Source organism: Streptomyces sp. NPDC090445 (genome assembly GCF_044769385.1).
Classification (GTDB): Bacteria; Actinomycetota; Actinomycetes; order Streptomycetales; family Streptomycetaceae; genus Streptomyces.
In genome coordinates this window covers 15,903-31,060 of the sequence record NZ_JBIVXV010000013.1, presented here as the reverse complement: position 1 = coordinate 31,060, position 15,158 = coordinate 15,903, and the positions used below count along the sequence as shown (strand labels likewise).

General features: G+C 73.4%; 13 protein-coding genes. 8 read left to right on the top strand and 5 right to left on the bottom strand.

From position 1 onward, the window contains the following. Positions 1–13: 13 nt before the first annotated feature. The gene (locus tag ACIQUT_RS23650; protein WP_403565391.1) at positions 14–1,024 is read right to left on the bottom strand and encodes an NAD-dependent epimerase/dehydratase family protein; all 1,011 of its coding nucleotides are present in this window, start codon (positions 1,022–1,024) and stop codon (positions 14–16) included. Further along, on the bottom strand, positions 1,021–1,905 hold the full coding sequence (locus ACIQUT_RS23645; RefSeq protein ID WP_403565389.1) for a ScbA/BarX family gamma-butyrolactone biosynthesis protein: 885 nt from the start codon (positions 1,903–1,905) through the stop codon (positions 1,021–1,023). Before ACIQUT_RS23645 ends, ACIQUT_RS23650 begins: the two co-directional genes overlap by 4 nt. A 259-nt stretch (positions 1,906–2,164) precedes the next feature. Here ACIQUT_RS23645 and ACIQUT_RS23640 point away from each other — a divergent pair, with 259 nt between their 5' ends. From ACIQUT_RS23640 to ACIQUT_RS23625, 4 genes are all read left to right on the top strand, one after another. Continuing rightward, positions 2,165–2,947 carry a ScbR family autoregulator-binding transcription factor gene (locus tag ACIQUT_RS23640; protein ID WP_403565387.1) on the top strand — a complete coding sequence of 261 codons (783 nt, stop codon included), beginning with the start codon at positions 2,165–2,167 and terminating at the stop codon, positions 2,945–2,947. Positions 2,948–3,327: 380 nt separating this feature from the next. Next, positions 3,328–3,978, top strand: coding sequence for a ScbR family autoregulator-binding transcription factor (locus tag ACIQUT_RS23635; RefSeq protein WP_403565386.1), 651 nt, complete (start codon positions 3,328–3,330; stop codon positions 3,976–3,978). A 162-nt stretch (positions 3,979–4,140) separates the two neighbouring features. Then, positions 4,141–5,697: an MFS transporter gene (locus ACIQUT_RS23630; protein ID WP_403565384.1), complete on the top strand. Its 1,557-nt coding sequence runs from the start codon at positions 4,141–4,143 to the stop codon at positions 5,695–5,697. A gap of 93 nt (positions 5,698–5,790) precedes the next feature. Next, entirely contained in the window at positions 5,791–6,546 is a 756-nt protein-coding gene (locus ACIQUT_RS23625) for a TetR/AcrR family transcriptional regulator (RefSeq protein WP_403565383.1), read from the top strand. 29 nt (positions 6,547–6,575) lie between these two features. Here the strand turns inward: ACIQUT_RS23625 and ACIQUT_RS23620 are convergent, their stop codons facing one another. From ACIQUT_RS23620 to ACIQUT_RS23610, 3 genes are all read right to left on the bottom strand, one after another. After that, positions 6,576–6,761 (bottom strand): tautomerase family protein, encoded by a 186-nt coding sequence (locus ACIQUT_RS23620; RefSeq protein WP_179175028.1) that lies wholly within the window; start codon positions 6,759–6,761, stop codon positions 6,576–6,578. Positions 6,762–6,848: 87 nt separating this feature from the next. Continuing rightward, positions 6,849–8,108, bottom strand: coding sequence for a DegT/DnrJ/EryC1/StrS family aminotransferase (locus ACIQUT_RS23615; RefSeq protein WP_403565382.1), 1,260 nt, complete (start codon positions 8,106–8,108; stop codon positions 6,849–6,851). Then, on the bottom strand, positions 8,105–9,772 hold the full coding sequence (locus ACIQUT_RS23610; protein WP_403565381.1) for a (2,3-dihydroxybenzoyl)adenylate synthase: 1,668 nt from the start codon (positions 9,770–9,772) through the stop codon (positions 8,105–8,107). The genes ACIQUT_RS23615 and ACIQUT_RS23610 overlap by 4 nt, the downstream gene beginning before the upstream one ends. A 280-nt stretch (positions 9,773–10,052) precedes the next feature. On the opposite strand from ACIQUT_RS23610, the gene ACIQUT_RS23605 reads away from it, so the two are divergent. From ACIQUT_RS23605 to tap, 4 genes are all read left to right on the top strand, one after another. Beyond that, positions 10,053–11,162: an ornithine cyclodeaminase family protein gene (locus ACIQUT_RS23605; protein ID WP_403565379.1), complete on the top strand. Its 1,110-nt coding sequence runs from the start codon at positions 10,053–10,055 to the stop codon at positions 11,160–11,162. A gap of 150 nt (positions 11,163–11,312) precedes the next feature. Then, positions 11,313–12,521 (top strand): cytochrome P450, encoded by a 1,209-nt coding sequence (locus ACIQUT_RS23600; RefSeq protein ID WP_403565378.1) that lies wholly within the window; start codon positions 11,313–11,315, stop codon positions 12,519–12,521. 53 nt (positions 12,522–12,574) lie between these two features. Continuing rightward, complete coding sequence (locus ACIQUT_RS23595) at positions 12,575–12,751, top strand: hypothetical protein (RefSeq protein WP_403565376.1); 177 nt, start codon at positions 12,575–12,577, stop codon at positions 12,749–12,751. 167 nt (positions 12,752–12,918) lie between these two features. Further along, positions 12,919–15,150, top strand: a complete 2,232-nt coding sequence (gene tap / locus ACIQUT_RS23590) for a telomere-associated protein Tap (RefSeq protein ID WP_403565375.1) — start codon at positions 12,919–12,921, stop codon at positions 15,148–15,150. Positions 15,151–15,158: the final 8 nt, after the last annotated feature.

The window sequence follows — 15,158 nt, the reverse complement described above, 5'->3', positions numbered from 1 at the left end:
GGCCCGGCCGGCCTCAGGCGTCCGTCCCGAGGTGCTCGCGGTACCACGGGGCGTGGCGGGCGAGGCTCTCCTCGAACGCGCCGCCGGCCGGGCAGCCGGTCTCCCGCCAGAGCCGGGAGCTGGCGAACCAGTGGTCGGTGGTCAGCATGGCGAGGTGGTGCAGCAGGACCGGGTGGTCGGCGAGGCGGCGGCGGGCCTCACCGGCTTCGATGTCCCCGGTGCCCGCGGGCAGGCCGAGCAGGCGTACCAGCGCGCCGAAGATCCGGGCGCAGTCGACCGGTTCGGGGTGGTTGGGGTGCCAGACGCCGGAGGTGTCCCGGGGGTCGACGGCGACGGCGGTCACGGCACGGGCGAGGTCGTCGACGTCGACCACCGACATCCGGGCCTGCCAGCCGTCGACGGAGGCGGCGAGCCGCCGGTGGAGGCGGACCATGCCCGGCACCACCCAGCGGTCGCCGGCACCGATGACCAGGTGCGGGCGCAGCACCGTCCCGCCGGCCGCGAGCACGAGCCGCTCGGCGGCGGCGCGGGTCCGGCTGGTGGGTGAGAGCGGCGCGACGGGGAGGTGCTCGGGTCCGGCGTTCCGGAAGACCCCCCGGCCGTACACGGAGGCGGTGCCGACCTGCACGAAGCGGCGGACTCCGGCGCGTTCGGCCTCGGCCAGCAGGGCCCGGGTGCCCTCCTCGTTGACCGTCCGGGCCGACTGCTCCGGGCCGCCGACCTGCGCGGCGCAGTGGAGCACGATGTCGACGCCCTCGCACAGCCCCTGCAGGCCGGCCGGGTCGGCGAGGTCGGCGTGGACGTACCGGACCGCGGGATCGTTTTCGTCCGGGCGGTCGGCCGAACGCCTCGCCAGGACGAGCCGGGCGCCGGGGAGCGTACGGGCGGCGGCGGCGACCCGGCCGCCGATGAAGCCGGTGGATCCGGTGACCAGGATCTGCCGGGGAGCCGGGGGGCCGTACGGGGCGGCCCCGGCCGTCGGAAGCCACTCGGGGGCGGGTGCGACGGGGGCCGGGCGGCTCACTCGGCCGCGCCCGGGGCCCCGATCAGGCAGCTGAAGACGAGGGTGTCGTCCTGGTGGCCGGTGACGCGGACCTGCCGGTCGCCGTTGTCGGCCGCCGGCAGCGGCTCCGCCTGTATCCAGCAGGGGCTGTCGAGTTCGGCGTACCGGATGAACTCGGAGCGCATCGTGGTCGGCAGGAACGGCCGGGACGGGTCGACGGCCTGGGCGGCCTGGCGGGCGGACTCCATCAGCACCATGCCGGGAACGTGGTCGACGGGGTGGTCGAACAGCACGGGGTGCTGGTCGTCCACGCGCAGCTGCCACTCCAGCGGGCGCTCGGTGGCGGACAGGACGACGTCCGTGGTGAGGAAGCGGCCGACCGACGCGGGGGCGAGCGGCTGCGGCAGGGGCCGCAGGCCCTTGGCGCCGGCCCGGTCGCCGCGGACCCGCCGGTAGACGGCGGGGCTGGTGCAGTCGAAGGCGGCGCCACCGGTGGCGATCACCTGGCCGCCGCAGTAGAGGGTGACCTCGTAGCGCATGCCCGCCAGGCGGCGGCCTCGGCGGCGGATGTCGGAGCAGATGACGTCCAGTTCGAGGTCGGCCGGCGCGGCACCCACGCCCGCCTGCTCGGGCCTGACGCTGTGGTGCAGGTCCCACATCAGGAACTGGTCCCCGAACGGGACGCCGAACTCCGCGTGGGAGAGCAGGGTACCGACCTGTCGGATGGTTTCGGAGGCCAGCAGCGGGTCGTAGCAGCCGTTCACCGGGGTGAAGTAGCTGTGCGCCCTGGGCCACTGGGCGGTCAGCGCGAACCGGTTCTCCGCGGTCCGGCTCCAGCCCGTCAGAAACACTTCGGCGACCGCCGCCCGGTGGACCAGCTGCCGCGGAACCGTGCTGGTCATGGCCGGTACGTGGGCCGGTCGACCGGTCTGGGACGCCGCGCGCTGGGCCGGGATCGCCACAGGCGCGGTTTCGTGCTGAAGCATCACAACAGACATGGAATCCCCCATAAAAGCCGATGCCACGGGACGGGCGCTTCCGCCGTCCCCCCTTGCCGATAAGATACATACCAACCGGTTCTTTTGATAGCCGGATGTTGATCTATCTAGGCTGACTGGCCGGGTCGTCCGACAGCGGCGGATGTATGACAGGAGTAGCCCTATGGCAGTGCGACAGGAACGGGTGGCAGTGCGACAGGAACGGGCCGTCCGCACGCGGCAGGCGATCGTGCGGGCGGCCGCCTCGGTCTTCGACGAGTACGGGTTCGAGGCCGCCTCGGTGGCGGAGATCCTCTCGCGGGCCTCGGTCACCAAGGGCGCGATGTACTTCCACTTCGCCTCCAAGGAAGAGCTGGCCCGCGGCGTGCTGGCCGAGCAGACCCTGCACGTGGCGGTGCCGGAGTCCGGCTCCAAGGCACAGGAGCTGGTCGACCTCACCATGCTGGTCGCCCACGGCATGCTGCACGATCCGATCCTGCGGGCGGGCACGCGGCTCTCGCTGGACCAGGGGGCGGTGGACTTCTCCGACGCCAACCCCTTCGGCGCGTGGGGCGACATCTGCGCCCGGCTGCTGGCGGAGGCCCAGGAGCGCGGGGAGGTGCTTCCGCACGTCAACCCGAAGGAAACCGGCGACTTCATCGTCGGCTGCTTCACCGGACTCCAGGCGGTCTCCCGGGTCGCCTCGGACCGCCAGGACCTCGGCCACCGGATCTCGGTGATGTGGAACCACGTGCTGCCCAGCATCGTACCGGCGTCCATGCTGACCTGGATCGACACCGGCGAGGAGCGGATCGCGAAGGTCGCGGCGGCCGCCGAGGCCGCGGAGGCTGCTGAGGCTGCGGAGGCTGCTGAGGCTGCTGAGGCCGCCAAAGCCACTGAGGCCACTGAGGCCACTGAGGCTGAGGCCAGCAAGGCCGCCGAGGCCACCAAGGCCGCCGGCGAGTAGGAACACCGACGTCAGGCCATGCCGGGCACCCAGGGGGCGCCCGGCATGTCTGCGTCCGCCGTCCCGCCCGCCGGAATCGGACCGCCGGACGGCAGGCCGGCGGGAACTTCGGCCAAAAACAAGGCAAGCGGTCTGCTTTGGCTTGGCAATCGGGTCTGACGGTTTGTATCGTGATGCCGCAGCGCCGCAACTCGCACCGGGCGCCCGCTCGGCGTCAGGTGCGGGCAGCGGGCACCTTCCCTTCATCCGGGGGCTCGGCCGCCCTTCACGCGGCCCTGACCTGCCCGTACCCGAATCACGCCCGTCGGCAGCACACGAGCCGTTCAGCGAACCGAACGGTTCGTTTGTTCGCAGCCGGACGGTGCACGCCAGGAGTTCCCTTGACGCCCAAACAGGAACGCGCCGTCCGCACCCGCACCCAGCTGGTGCTCTCGGCGGCCGAGGCCTTCGACCGGCAGGGCTTCGCGGTGGCCTCGCTCACCGCCATCAGCAACAGCGCCGGTGTCAGCAACGGGGCCCTGCACTTCCACTTCGAGAGCAAGGAGGCGCTCGCCGCCGCGGTCGAAGCGGAGGCGGCCGAGCGGATGCGCGCGCTCGTCGACGGAGCGGCCCGGAAGGGCGCCTCCGCCCTCCAGGCCCTGGTCGACACCAGCCACGCCCTCATGCTCCGGCTGCGTGAGGACGTGGTGGTGCGCGCCGGGTTCCGGCTCAGCGGCGACGCGGCCCGGCAGGCCACTCACGACCTCCCGGAGCAGTGGCGCCGGAGTGTCGTGCGGCTGCTGGAGCAGGCCGGCCGGGACGGCTCGCTGACCTCGGCCGTGACGCCCTCCGATGTCGCCGGGGTCGTGACGGCCACCGTCCTGGGCTTCGGCGTGCTGGCGCGGTTCGACTCCGCCTGGCTCGCCTCCGGATCCCTCTCCGGATTCTGGAAGCTGATGCTCCCCCTGATCGCGGCCGGTCCGGTCGAGCGCGGCGAACTGGACTGCGAGCCCGCCGTCCCGGCCGGCGCCCCGCGCGCAACCGCCGTCTGAGAACCGGCCCCCACCCCTGCCGTCCCCGACCGGACGGCCCCTTTCCGTGTCCGGGTCGCACTTCACGCGCCCCGGGCAGGCTTCACCCGCAATCCACTTGTACATCGTATAGCTCTCATATACGTTGTAGAACAGTTCCTCACTCACTCCTGGGAGGTCTCCTTGCAAGACACACAGATCACGGCGGCGCCTGTAACGGCCCGCAACCCCAGGCGCTGGGTGATCCTCGGCGTCATCTGCCTCGCCCAGCTCGTCGTCCTCCTGGACAACACGGTCCTGAACCTCGCGATCCCCGCGCTCACCGAAGACCTGGGCGCGAGCACGGCGGACATCCAGTGGATGATCAACGCCTATGCGCTGGTCCAGTCCGGCCTGCTGCTCACCGCCGGAAGCCTCAGCGACCGGTACGGCCGCAAGAAGGCCCTGATCACGGGCCTGGTCGTGTTCGGCCTGTGCTCCACGGCCGCGGCCTTCAGCGCGTCGTCCGGCCAGCTGATCGCCGCCCGTGCGGGCATGGGCATCGGCGGCGCCCTGCTGATGACCACCACCCTGGCGGTGATCATGCAGGTGTTCGACGGCGAGGAACTGCCGAAGGCGATCGGCCTGTGGGGTGCCGTCAGCTCGCTCGGCTTCGCCGGCGGCCCGCTGCTGGGCGGCGTTCTCCTGGCCCACTTCTGGTGGGGCTCGATCTTCCTGATCAACATCCCGGTGGCGCTGATCGGCGGCCTGGCCGTCGCCAAGCTCGTCCCGGAGACCAAGAACCCGCTGGGCAAGCGCCCGGACCTGGTCGGCGCCGTACTCTCCACGGTCGGCATGGTCGGCGTGGTCTTCGCGATCATCTCCGGCCCGGAGCACGGCTGGACGTCCGTCACCGTGCTGGTGCCGGCCCTGATCGGCCTGGCGGGCCTCACCGCCTTCGTCCGCTGGGAGCTGCACGTCCCGGCGCCGATGCTCGACATGAGCTTCTTCCGCAACCGGCGCTTCAACGGCGCCGTGGCCGGCGGCATCCTCGTCGCGTTCGGCATGGCGGGCTCGCTGTTCCTGCTCACGCAGCACCTGCAGCTCGTCCTGAACTACAGCCCGTTGGAAGCCGGCCTGCGGATGGCTCCGCTCGCCCTGACCATCGTCGGGCTCAACCTGGCGGGCGTCGGCGCGAAGGTGCTGCCGAAGCTCGGTGCCGCCGGGACCATCGCCTCCGGCATGACCTTGCTCGCCGGCGGGCTCGCGGCCGTCGCCACCGTGGGCGGCAGCGGCTACGGCGGCATGCTGGTCGGCCTGGTGCTGATGGGCTCCGGCATCGCCCTGGCGATGCCCGCGATGGCCAACGCCATCATGGGCTCCATCCCGCCGGAGAAGGCCGGTGTCGGTGCGGGCGTCCAGGGAACGATCACCGAATTCGGCGGCGGCCTCGGCGTCGCGATCCTCGGTGCCGTGCTGAACTCCCGCTTCGCGGCGCTGCTTCCGGCCACCGTGGCGGCCGGCACGGCCGGGTCGCTGCACGAGGCGCTCGCCGCCGACTCCTCTGCGGACGTGCAGGACCAGATCCGGGACGCGTTCGCGTCCGGGGTCGGCACCAGCCAGCTGATCGGCGCCGCGGCGGTGTTCGCCGGCGGCCTGCTGGCCGGCCTGCTCCTCCACCGCGCGGCGCGCGCCGAGGCCGCCGCGGCCGCCACGGCGGAAGCCTCCGCGGCCCCCGCCGGGGACCCGGCCGCCGCCTGATCCCCACCCGACGGCCGGGTGCGAGCCTGCTCGCACCCGGCCGCGTACCTTTGTACAGCCCGTAGCCGAAGGACGACCCCAGGGAGGACGAACGTGGCCGCCAAGCGCGCCTCGCAGCCGAGAAGCAGCGTGTGGCTCACCCCGGAGCCGACGACCCGCGGACGCCGGGGTCCCGAACGCGGTTCGGGAGCGGGCAGTCTGGACCGGGAGAGGATCGTCGCCGCCGCGGTGCGGCTGCTCGACGAACAGGGCGACGCGAAGTTCACGATGCGCGTGCTGGCCACGGAACTCGGCGTCACCCCGATGTCGGTCTACTGGTACATCGCGAACAAGGACGACCTGATGGAGCTGGCCCTCGACGCCGTGGCGGCGGAGATAGAGCTCCCCGACCCGGCGGCCGGCCGGGACTGGCGGGAGGACCTGCGTGCGCTGGCGCTCTCCTGGCGGCGCACCATGGTCGGCCACCCGTGGGCGATCCGCTCGTACGGCGAGTACCTCAACATCGGCCCGCACAGCATGCAGTTCTCCGCCTGCGCGCAGGCGGTCATCGCCCGCTCGCCGCTGCCCGAGGCCGAACGGCCCGCCGCGCTGTCGGCCGTCTTCCAGTACGTGTACGGCTTCACCTCGATGGAGAGCCGCTGGCTGGAGTACGGCAAGGAAGCGGGCCGTACGGCCGACGAGTTCCTGGAGGAGGTCGCCGGCAGCATCGCGCAGGCCCCCGAGATCGCGGCCGGCGGCGGACTGATGGAACGCCGCTCCGGACTCAGCCTCGGCGAGATGCGCGACCTCGACTTCGAGCGCGCCCTCGACTGGCTGATCGCCGGCATGTGTGCGGGCCTGTCGGACTGAGTCCCACAGGCCCGCACGGCGGCAGCCGGTCAGCTGCCGGTGACACCGCCGATCCCCCAGCGGCGCGGCTCGACGCCCGTCAGCGCCACCCAGGTCTGCGGCCGGATGGACTCGTCGAAGACGTCCACCACGGCCTGGGTGATCCGCTCGACGAGCTCGCGCTCGGTCCGCTCGTCCAAGCGGCGCTCGTAGATCTTCACGTCGATGAAGGGCACGTCAGGAGCCTTTCTCGGGTCCGTTTCGGGTCTGGTCGGTGAAAGAGGGCCGGGGAGCCTCCGGCAGCCCGGCGGGCCGGCGGGCCGTCATCGGACGGCCAGCGGCCGGCCCTTCCCGGCGAGGGCCGTGGCCTCGTGGAGCGCGGCGGTGACCGACTCGACGAGGTGGTCGACCTGCTCGTCGGTGAGCCCGGGGTGGCAGGGCAGGTTCAGGTGCTCGTCGAACCAGACCCGCTCGGCCTGCGGGCACTCGCCCGGGCCGTGGCCGCGCAGCCGCCACTCGGGCAGCAGGTGCAGCGGGAAGTACCGCAGCTGGACCTCCACGCCCATGCGGTCCAGGGCGCGCACGAAGTGCTCGCGCACCTCGCGCCCGGCCGTGACGAAGAACGTGTACAGGTGGTAGGCGTGGGTGCTGCCCTCCGGCGTGCGCTGGAGGCGGGTGCCGGGGAACGCCGACACGGCGGCGTCCAGCCGGGCCGCAATCCACCGGCGGCGCTCGGTGAAGCGCTCCAGCGCGTCCAGCTGCACCAGCCCGACCGCCGCGGCGGCCTCGGACATGGTGGCGTTGGTGCCCGCCCCCCGGATGCCGACCGCCCGGCGGCGGTAGACGTCGGCGGAGAAGCGCATCCACGGCAGCAGCGCCGGCTCGTCGTCGGCGTAGCCGGGCACCGGGGCGAACACCCCGTCCACCTCGTTGCCCCGCAGCCGCTCGACCCGCTCGGCCCAGTCGGCCCGGTTCAGCGTGATCATGCCGCCCTCGCCGAGCGTGGTGATGTTCTTCGTCGAGTGGAAGCTGAAGCACCCGATGTCGCCGAGCGCGCCGGGGCTGACCCCGCGGTAGGAGGCGCCCAGCGCGTGCGCGCAGTCCTCCACCACCACGACGCCCGCGCGGCGGGCCCGGGCCAGGATGGCCGCCATGTCCGCCGGAAGGCCGCCGTAGTGCACCAGCAGGATGGCCTTCGTCCGGTCGGTGATCAGCGAATCCAGGACCTGCGGGTCCATGTTCAGGGTGTCCGGGTCGACGTCGCAGAACCGGACGGTGACGTCGTGGCCGAGCAACGGCTGCACCGTCGCCTGGAACGTCTGCGGAGTGGCGATCACCTCGTCGCCGGGCTGCAGGTCGAGCAGCCGGACGGCCAGCTCCAGGGCCACCGTCCCGCTGGTCACCGTCAGCGCGTGGCGGGCCCCGGTGACCTCCCGGAAGCGCTGCTCGAACCGCTCGCGCCACACCCCCGCCGACAGCGGCTCCGCCGAGTGCACGACCGAGGCGAGCGCCGCCAGGTCGGCCTGGCCCACGATGCTCCCCCGGCGCTGGAACGGCACCAGGTAGCGCTGCGCCGCCGTCACCGCGCACCCCCTCGGCCCGCGACCGAGCCACCCGGCACGGATCCGGCCAGGGCCGCGGCCCGGGCCGCCAGGACCTTCTTGTCCACCTTGTTGAGGCCGGTCAGCGGGAAGTCCTCCACCACCTCCAGCCGGTCCGGCAGTTTGAAGTCGGCCAGGCCGCGGGCGCGCAGCAGCCGGCGCAGCTCCGGCAGGATGGGCGCCGGGCCGTCCCGGTCGGCGACCACGTAGGCGCACGTCTTCTCGCCCAGCACCGGGTCGGGCATCGCGACCACCGCGGCCTGCTGCACCCCCGGGTGCGCCGTCAGATGGCCCTCGACCTCCGTCGCGGACACCTTGTCGCCGCCGCGGATCACCACGTCCTTGACCCGGCCCTCCACCACGATCTCCCCGGTGGGGGTCCGGCGGACCAGGTCGCCGCTGCGGTAGAAGCCGTCCGCGGTGAACGCCGAGGCGTTGTGCTCCGGAGCGCGGTAGTAGCCGCGCAGCGTGTACGGGCCGCGGGTCAGCAGCTCGCCGACCGTACCGTCCGGCACCTCGCGGTCGTCGCCGTCCACCACCCGGATCTCGTCGGCCGGCGACACCGGCCGGCCCTGGGTGGTCAGGACGACCTGCCGCGGGTCGTCGTAGCGGGTGAAGGTCAGCAGCCCCTCCGCCATGCCGAACACCTGCTGGAGCCGCACCCCGAGCTCGGGCTCGATCCGGGCGGCCACCTCGTCGTGCAGCTTGGAACTGCCGACCTGTACGACGTCCAGGCTGGACAGGTCGTGGCCGGTGCGCCCGGCCGCGTCCAGCCACAGGTGCACGATGGTCGGGATGACCGAGGTCATGGTGACCCGCTCCCGCTCGATCAGCGGGAAGCAGGTCTGCGGGGTCGGGTCCGGGGCGAACACCACCCGGCCGCCGACGCCCAGCACGCCGATGATGCCGGGGCAGCCCCACGGGAAGTTGAACTCCACCGGCAGCACCGCCAGGTAGACGGTGTCCTCGCCGAGTTCGCAGATCCCGGCGGTGATCCGGGTCTGGTACGCGTAGTCGTCGTGGGTGCGGGGGATCATCTTCGGCAGCGCGGTCGTACCGCCGGACAGCAGGAAGAACGCGACGTCGGAGGCGTCCGGCTCGGGCAGTGCGACCGGATCCCGCTCCAGGGCCGCCAGGGCGACCAGGCCGTCCTCCTCTCCGCCCGGATCGCCCGCCACGAAGACCCGGGCCACGTGCGGGAGCTCCGGCAGCAGGCCGCGCACGAGCGCACGGTGGTCAAACCCCCTGACCTCGTCCGGGATCACCATCGCGACGGCACCCGACAGCTCCGCCAGGTGCCGCAGCTCCGCACTGCGGTACGACGGCAGCGCGAAGACCGGCACCGCGCCCACCCGGAACAGGGCGAAACAGACCGCCACGAACGTCGGGGTGTTCGGCAGCTGCACCAGCACCCGCTCACGCGGCGCCACACCCTGCCCGGCGAAACCGGCGGCCAGCCGGTCGCACCACAGGTCCAGTTCGCGGTACGTCACCCGGGTGCCGTCGTCACCCACCAGGGCGACCCGGTCCCCGTACCGCGCGGCCCAGCCGCGCAGCAGGGCACCGAGCGTCTCACCGCGCCAGTACCCGGCCTCGCGGTAGCGCTCGGCGACCTCCGGGGGCCACGGCACGCATCCATCCAGCATTGCTCGTCCTTCCGTCGTGCTCACCAAGGGTCCGGCGCCCTCGGGCGGGCGACGGCACGGGTGCCCGGCGAGTCTCGGCAGGCCCGTTGACACGGCGCTGAGCCGGCTGACGGCGCCGCGGGGGCCGCTGACGGTGCCGCAGGGACCGCCGGCGCCGCAGGGGCCGCCGTACGCCCCGTCAGCGGCATCAGGCGCGTGTCAAGAGGCCCTCCGACGATGTCCGCTCAGCCTCCGGCCGGCGCCGGAAGCGCCGGCCAACGAGAAACTCTGGGAGCGTTTGATGGAGACCTGGGTCCTGAGCGAGCGCGACGTGACACGGGCTGTGGAGAGCGTGGGCCGCGACGCCCTGATGGACCGCGTCATCGACCGCCTCACCGAGGGCCTCGCCGAGGTCGGCCGGGGCCGCCGCGCGCTCTCCCCGCAGCGCGGCGGATTCAACCGCGAGGAGCCGGTCCCCGGCATCTGGGAGTGGATGCCGCACCGCGAGGCCGGCGACAGCATCACCCTGAAGACCGTCGGCTACAGCCCCGCCAACCCGGGGCGGTTCGGCCTGCCGACCATCATCGGCACGGTCGCCCGCTTCGACGACACGACCGGCTCGCTGACCGCGCTGATCGACGGCGTGCTGCTCACCGCGATCCGTACGGGCGCGGCGAGCGCCGTCGCCAGCCGGCTGCTGGCCGCACCGGACAGCCGCGTGGTCGGACTCATCGGGTCCGGCGCCCAGTCGGTGACCCAGCTCCACGCCCTCACCCGCGTCTTCCCGATCGAGCGGGTGCTCACCTGGGACACCGACCCGGCGCACGCGGCGAGCCTCGCCGACCGGGTGGCGTTCCTCGGCCTCGACGTGCAGGTCGCCGAACCGCACCGGATCGCGGCCGAGGCCGACATCATCTGCACCGCCACCACCGTCCCGGTCGGCGGCGGGCCCGTCCTCCCGGCCGACGCCACCATCCGCCCCCACCTGCACGTCAACGCCATCGGCGCCGACCTCGTCGGCAAGACCGAGCTGCCGCTCGACCTGCTGCGCCGGGCCTACGTCAGCCCCGACCACCCCGAGCAGGCCCGCCACGAGGGCGAGTGCCAGCGGCTGGCGCCGCACGAGATCGGGCTCAGCCTCGGCGAGCTCTGCGCCGATCCGTCGGCCGCCGACGCGCTGCGCGGCCGGCTGACGGTCTTCGACTCGACCGGCTTCGCGCTGGAGGACCACCTGGCGATGGAGGTGCTGCTGGAGGTCGCGGCCGAGCACGACCTCGGCCTGCGGCTCCAGATCGAGCACCACCCCGCCGACGCCCTCGACCCGTACGCCATGACCGGCGCGCACGCGGACGCCGACACCGCCGCGCACACCGCAGCGAACACCGCCGCCATGGCCGTCGACCGCGCCTGAGCAGCCGCGGGACCGCAACCCGCGCACCGCGCACCGTGCCCCGCGCCCAAACCCGCCCTGCCCCTGCCCCGGCGCCTGCCCCGGCCCCGTACCGGACAGCCCCCCACCCCCACCCGCACCGCCAGCCCCCCTGCACCGAAGGAGCCGACAATGGCCCAGCAGACCCCTCCCGCACCACCGTCCATGGCGGACGGCGGCAAGGCGATGCTCGCCTGGCTGCGGACCATGCGTGACGAACACCCCGTCCACGAGGACCAGTACGGCGTGTTCCACGTCTACCGCCACAGCGACGTCCTGGCGGTGACCTCCGACCCCGCCGTCTTCTCCTCCGACCTGAGCCGGCTGCGCCCGGACTCCAGCGCGCTCAGCGAGGAGATCCTCTCCGTCATCGACCCGCCGCTCCACCGCAAGCTGCGCAGCCTCGTCAGCCAGGCGTTCACCCTGCGCACCGTGGCCGACCTGGAGCCTCGCGTCACCGAACTCGCCGGCCAACTGCTGGAGAAGGTCGAGGGCAGCGAGTTCGACCTGGTCGGCGACTTCGCCTACCCGCTCCCGGTGATCGTGATCGCCGAGCTGCTGGGCGTCCCGGCCGAGGACCGCGAGCTGTTCCGCGGCTGGTCCGACCGGATGCTCTCGATGCAGGTCGACGACGCCGTCGAGATGCAGTTCGGGGACGGGGCGGGCGAGGACTACGAGCGGCTGGTCAAGGAGCCGCTCAAGGAAATGCACGCCTACCTCCAGCGGCACGTCGACGCCCGCCGCGAGACGCCGGGCGACGACCTGCTGTCCCGGCTGGTGACCGCGGAGATCGCCGGCGAGAGGCTGACGGACCGCCAGATCGTCGAGTTCGGCGCGCTGCTGCTGATGGCCGGGCACGTCTCCACGTCGATGCTGCTCGGCAACACGGTGCTCTGCCTGGAGGAGAACCCCGACACCGCCGCCGCGCTGCGGGCCGACCGCTCCCTGCTCTCCGGCGTCATCGAGGAGGTCCTGCGGATGCGGCCCCCGATCACGGTCGCGGCCCGGGTCACCACCCGGGAGGTCGTCGTCGGCGGGGTGACCGTCCCGAAGGACCGGATGGTCATGGCGTCCCTGCTCTCGGCCAACCACGACGAGCGGCACGTCCCGGACCCGGAGGTCTTCGACCCCAAGCGCAGCCCCAACCCGCAGCTGGCCTTCGGCCACGGCATCCACTACTGCCTCGGCGGACCGCTGGCCCGCCTGGAGGGCCGGATCGCCCTGGAGATGCTGCTGGACCGGTTCGAGGACATCAGGGTCACTCCGGGCGCGCCGTACGACTTCCACCGCGAGGGGCTGTTCGGCGCCCGCTCGCTCCCGCTGACCGTCCGTCGCGGCTGACCGTCGTGGCACGCGCGGACACCGGCTGGGCCGCCGAGGTGGTTGACGCTCCGATGCACACGCCGTGGGGGGTCCTGGCCCAGATCTACCGGATCGCCCTGACCGGCAAGGGCCAGGGCACGACGGCCGAACCGCTCCCGGGTGCCACCGGCGCCTGCACTGGTGCGGGCGGCAGTACCGGTGCGGGCGGCAGTGCCGCGGTGCGGAGGCTGCACCGCCCACTGCCCTGAGCCGAGGCCCCGCCGCCCTGATCCCGGTGGCCCGTGCCCTCGCCGAGGAAACGGGCCACCGGCCTCCGCGCCCACGTGGTTCACACGACACTGGCCATGCGATTCGCGTGTGATTCACGTGCGATCCATGTGCGTTTGAGATAGGGTACCGAGAGGAGGTGATCTCTGTGTCCACGGAGAAAGAGCTGTTCAGCGCGGTGGATGCGCTGCTTGAACGGGTTTCCCAGGATCCCCTGCCACCGCCGGCCGAGCGCAAGCGGCTGCGTGAGGCTGCCGGGCTGAGCCAGGACCAGATCGCGGCCGTGCTGAAGACCCGGCGCGAGACCGTGAGCGGCTGGGAGTCCGGCCGGACCGAGCCGCGCCCGCCGAAGCGTGCCGCGTACGCCCGGCTGCTGGAGGGTCTGGCCGAGCGCTTCCCCGAGACGGAGGGCACTGCCCCTGCCCCCTCCCCCGCCACTGCCTCCTCCTCCCCCGCCGCTGCCACCTCCCCTGCTCCTGTCCCCTCCCCCGCCGACGCTCCGGCGGCTCCTGTCGCCCCGGCCGCGGAAGCGGCACCGCCGACGCCGCCGGTGTCCCCGGTGTCCCCTGCGCCGGCCGACCGCCGCCCCGCACCCCCTGCCGGCCGCCCGGCGCCTGCCGCGCGTCCCGCGGTGGCGTCTCCCCCGCCGTCGCGAGGCGCGCGGGAGGCGTCCGGTTCCCCGGTGGCGGCCGATGCGCGGTACCCGCACGGGCCGCTGGCCGTCGTCGACGCCTGTGCCGACGGGCGGGTCGTCGCGTACTGCGTCGGCGGGCTCGTACTGGACGTACCCGCCAAGTCCCTCCCGGCACTGGTGGAGTGGACGCTCACGGAGTCCGGGCTCGGTGCCGCGCGGCTCAACCCCAACGGGTGGGACGCCGATCCGGTGCTCGTGCTGACCGATGCCGCCGCCGAGCGGTACGGGCTGCCGTCCCGGCTGTCCGAGGAGGAACGGCACACCGGGCGGCTGCCGGACGATCACAAGGCCGTCAGGCAGCTCGCGAGGGCGCAGTGGCAGCTGACGCGGCGCGGGCTCGGCCCGTGGGCGTGGATCTACCGGCCCGCGCAGGGCGGCAAGCGGTTCTCCGTCCAGCTGTGCATCCTGGGCTGGGACGCCCTCGACAGCCGTTCCTGGGGCCACGCCGCGCAGCTGCCGCCCCCCGAGCTCGCCCGGCTGCTGGGCACGTATGCCGACCGGGTCATCACCCCGCGCGGGACCACCGCGGTCAACGGCCTGGAGCTGATGACCGCCCTGCACCCGCCGACGCGGGCCGGCCGGCCCGACGCCGACGGCCGCCGCCACAGCGAGTACAACCCCGGCTCGCTCGGCTCCCAGCCGGTGGACTGCGCCCCGCCGGAGGCCCCGGACGGGCACCCGCTCCTCGCGCACCTGCCCCGGTTCCACCAGCGCGGGCCCGCCGAGGTCCTGATGGAGGAGGCGTACGACTGGGCCCGGCCCCTCACCGACGAGGAGTGCCTCAAGCCGTACGTGGTGGGTGTCGACGTGAACATGGCCTTCGCCGCGGGCGCGAACGGCGCCGTCGTCGGCCTCGGCGCGCCCACGCACGTCACCCGTCCCGCGTTCGACGCGAAGGTGCCCGGCTGCTGGCTGGTCGACCTCTCGCACGTGGAGCTCGACCCGCGGCTGCCGTCGCCGTTCACGCCGACCGGCGAGCGCCCCCGGGGGCCGGCCTGGTACACCACCCCGACCGTCGCCTACGCGGTGGAGCTCGGGTACGACGTCCGGCCTGCCGAGGGCTACCTGCGCAGGGAGACCGGCCGGTACCTGGACGCCTGGTACCAGCGGCTGCGCGACGCCTACGTCGCCACCATGGCCGACCTCGGCGTCACCACCGGCATGGAGCCGCAGGCCTTCCTGGAGGCGATGGCCCGGCACCGGGAGGTCGACCCGGACCTCGCGGTGGTCCTGTCCGCGATCAAGGCGACCGTGAAGGGCGGCATCGGCAAGCTCCGCGAACGCCCCCGGGGCGGCGGCTGGCGCCCGGGCCAGCCCTGGCCGGCGCTGCTGCGGCCGACCTGGCGCCCGGACATCCGCGCCGCCGTCATCTCCCGGACGCGGACCAACATGCACCGCAAGATGCTCAAACTCGCCGCCGCCACCGGCCGCTTCCCGGTCGCCGTGCTGTCCGACTGCGTCGTGTACGCCTCCGACGGGCCCGGCCCGCTCGACGTCCTGCCCTACGAGGACGGCAAGCCCCTCAAGGGCGGCTTCCAGCTGGGCGTCTCCCCGGGCATGGTCAAGCACGAGGGCACCCAGACCGTACTGTGGGCCGAAGGCGTCCGCGAGGAGTACGGAAGCGACCTGAACCTGGCCCGGTACATCAAGGACGGCCAGATCTCGGCCCAGGACAGCGGAGAGTAGGCGGATCC

Bases quoted from the DNA above. Each gene is read 5' to 3' on its own strand.
- ACIQUT_RS23645 (WP_403565389.1), bottom strand. From the start codon at position 1,905: ATGACCAGCACGGTTCCGCGGCAGCTGGTCCACCGGGCGGCGGTCGCC.
- ACIQUT_RS23640 (WP_403565387.1), top strand. From the start codon at position 2,165: ATGGCAGTGCGACAGGAACGGGTGGCAGTGCGACAGGAACGGGCCGTC.
- ACIQUT_RS23610 (WP_403565381.1), bottom strand. From the start codon at position 9,772: ATGCTGGATGGATGCGTGCCGTGGCCCCCGGAGGTCGCCGAGCGCTAC.
- ACIQUT_RS23605 (WP_403565379.1), top strand. From the start codon at position 10,053: ATGGAGACCTGGGTCCTGAGCGAGCGCGACGTGACACGGGCTGTGGAG.
- ACIQUT_RS23600 (WP_403565378.1), top strand. From the start codon at position 11,313: ATGGCCCAGCAGACCCCTCCCGCACCACCGTCCATGGCGGACGGCGGC.
- ACIQUT_RS23595 (WP_403565376.1), top strand. From the start codon at position 12,575: ATGCACACGCCGTGGGGGGTCCTGGCCCAGATCTACCGGATCGCCCTG.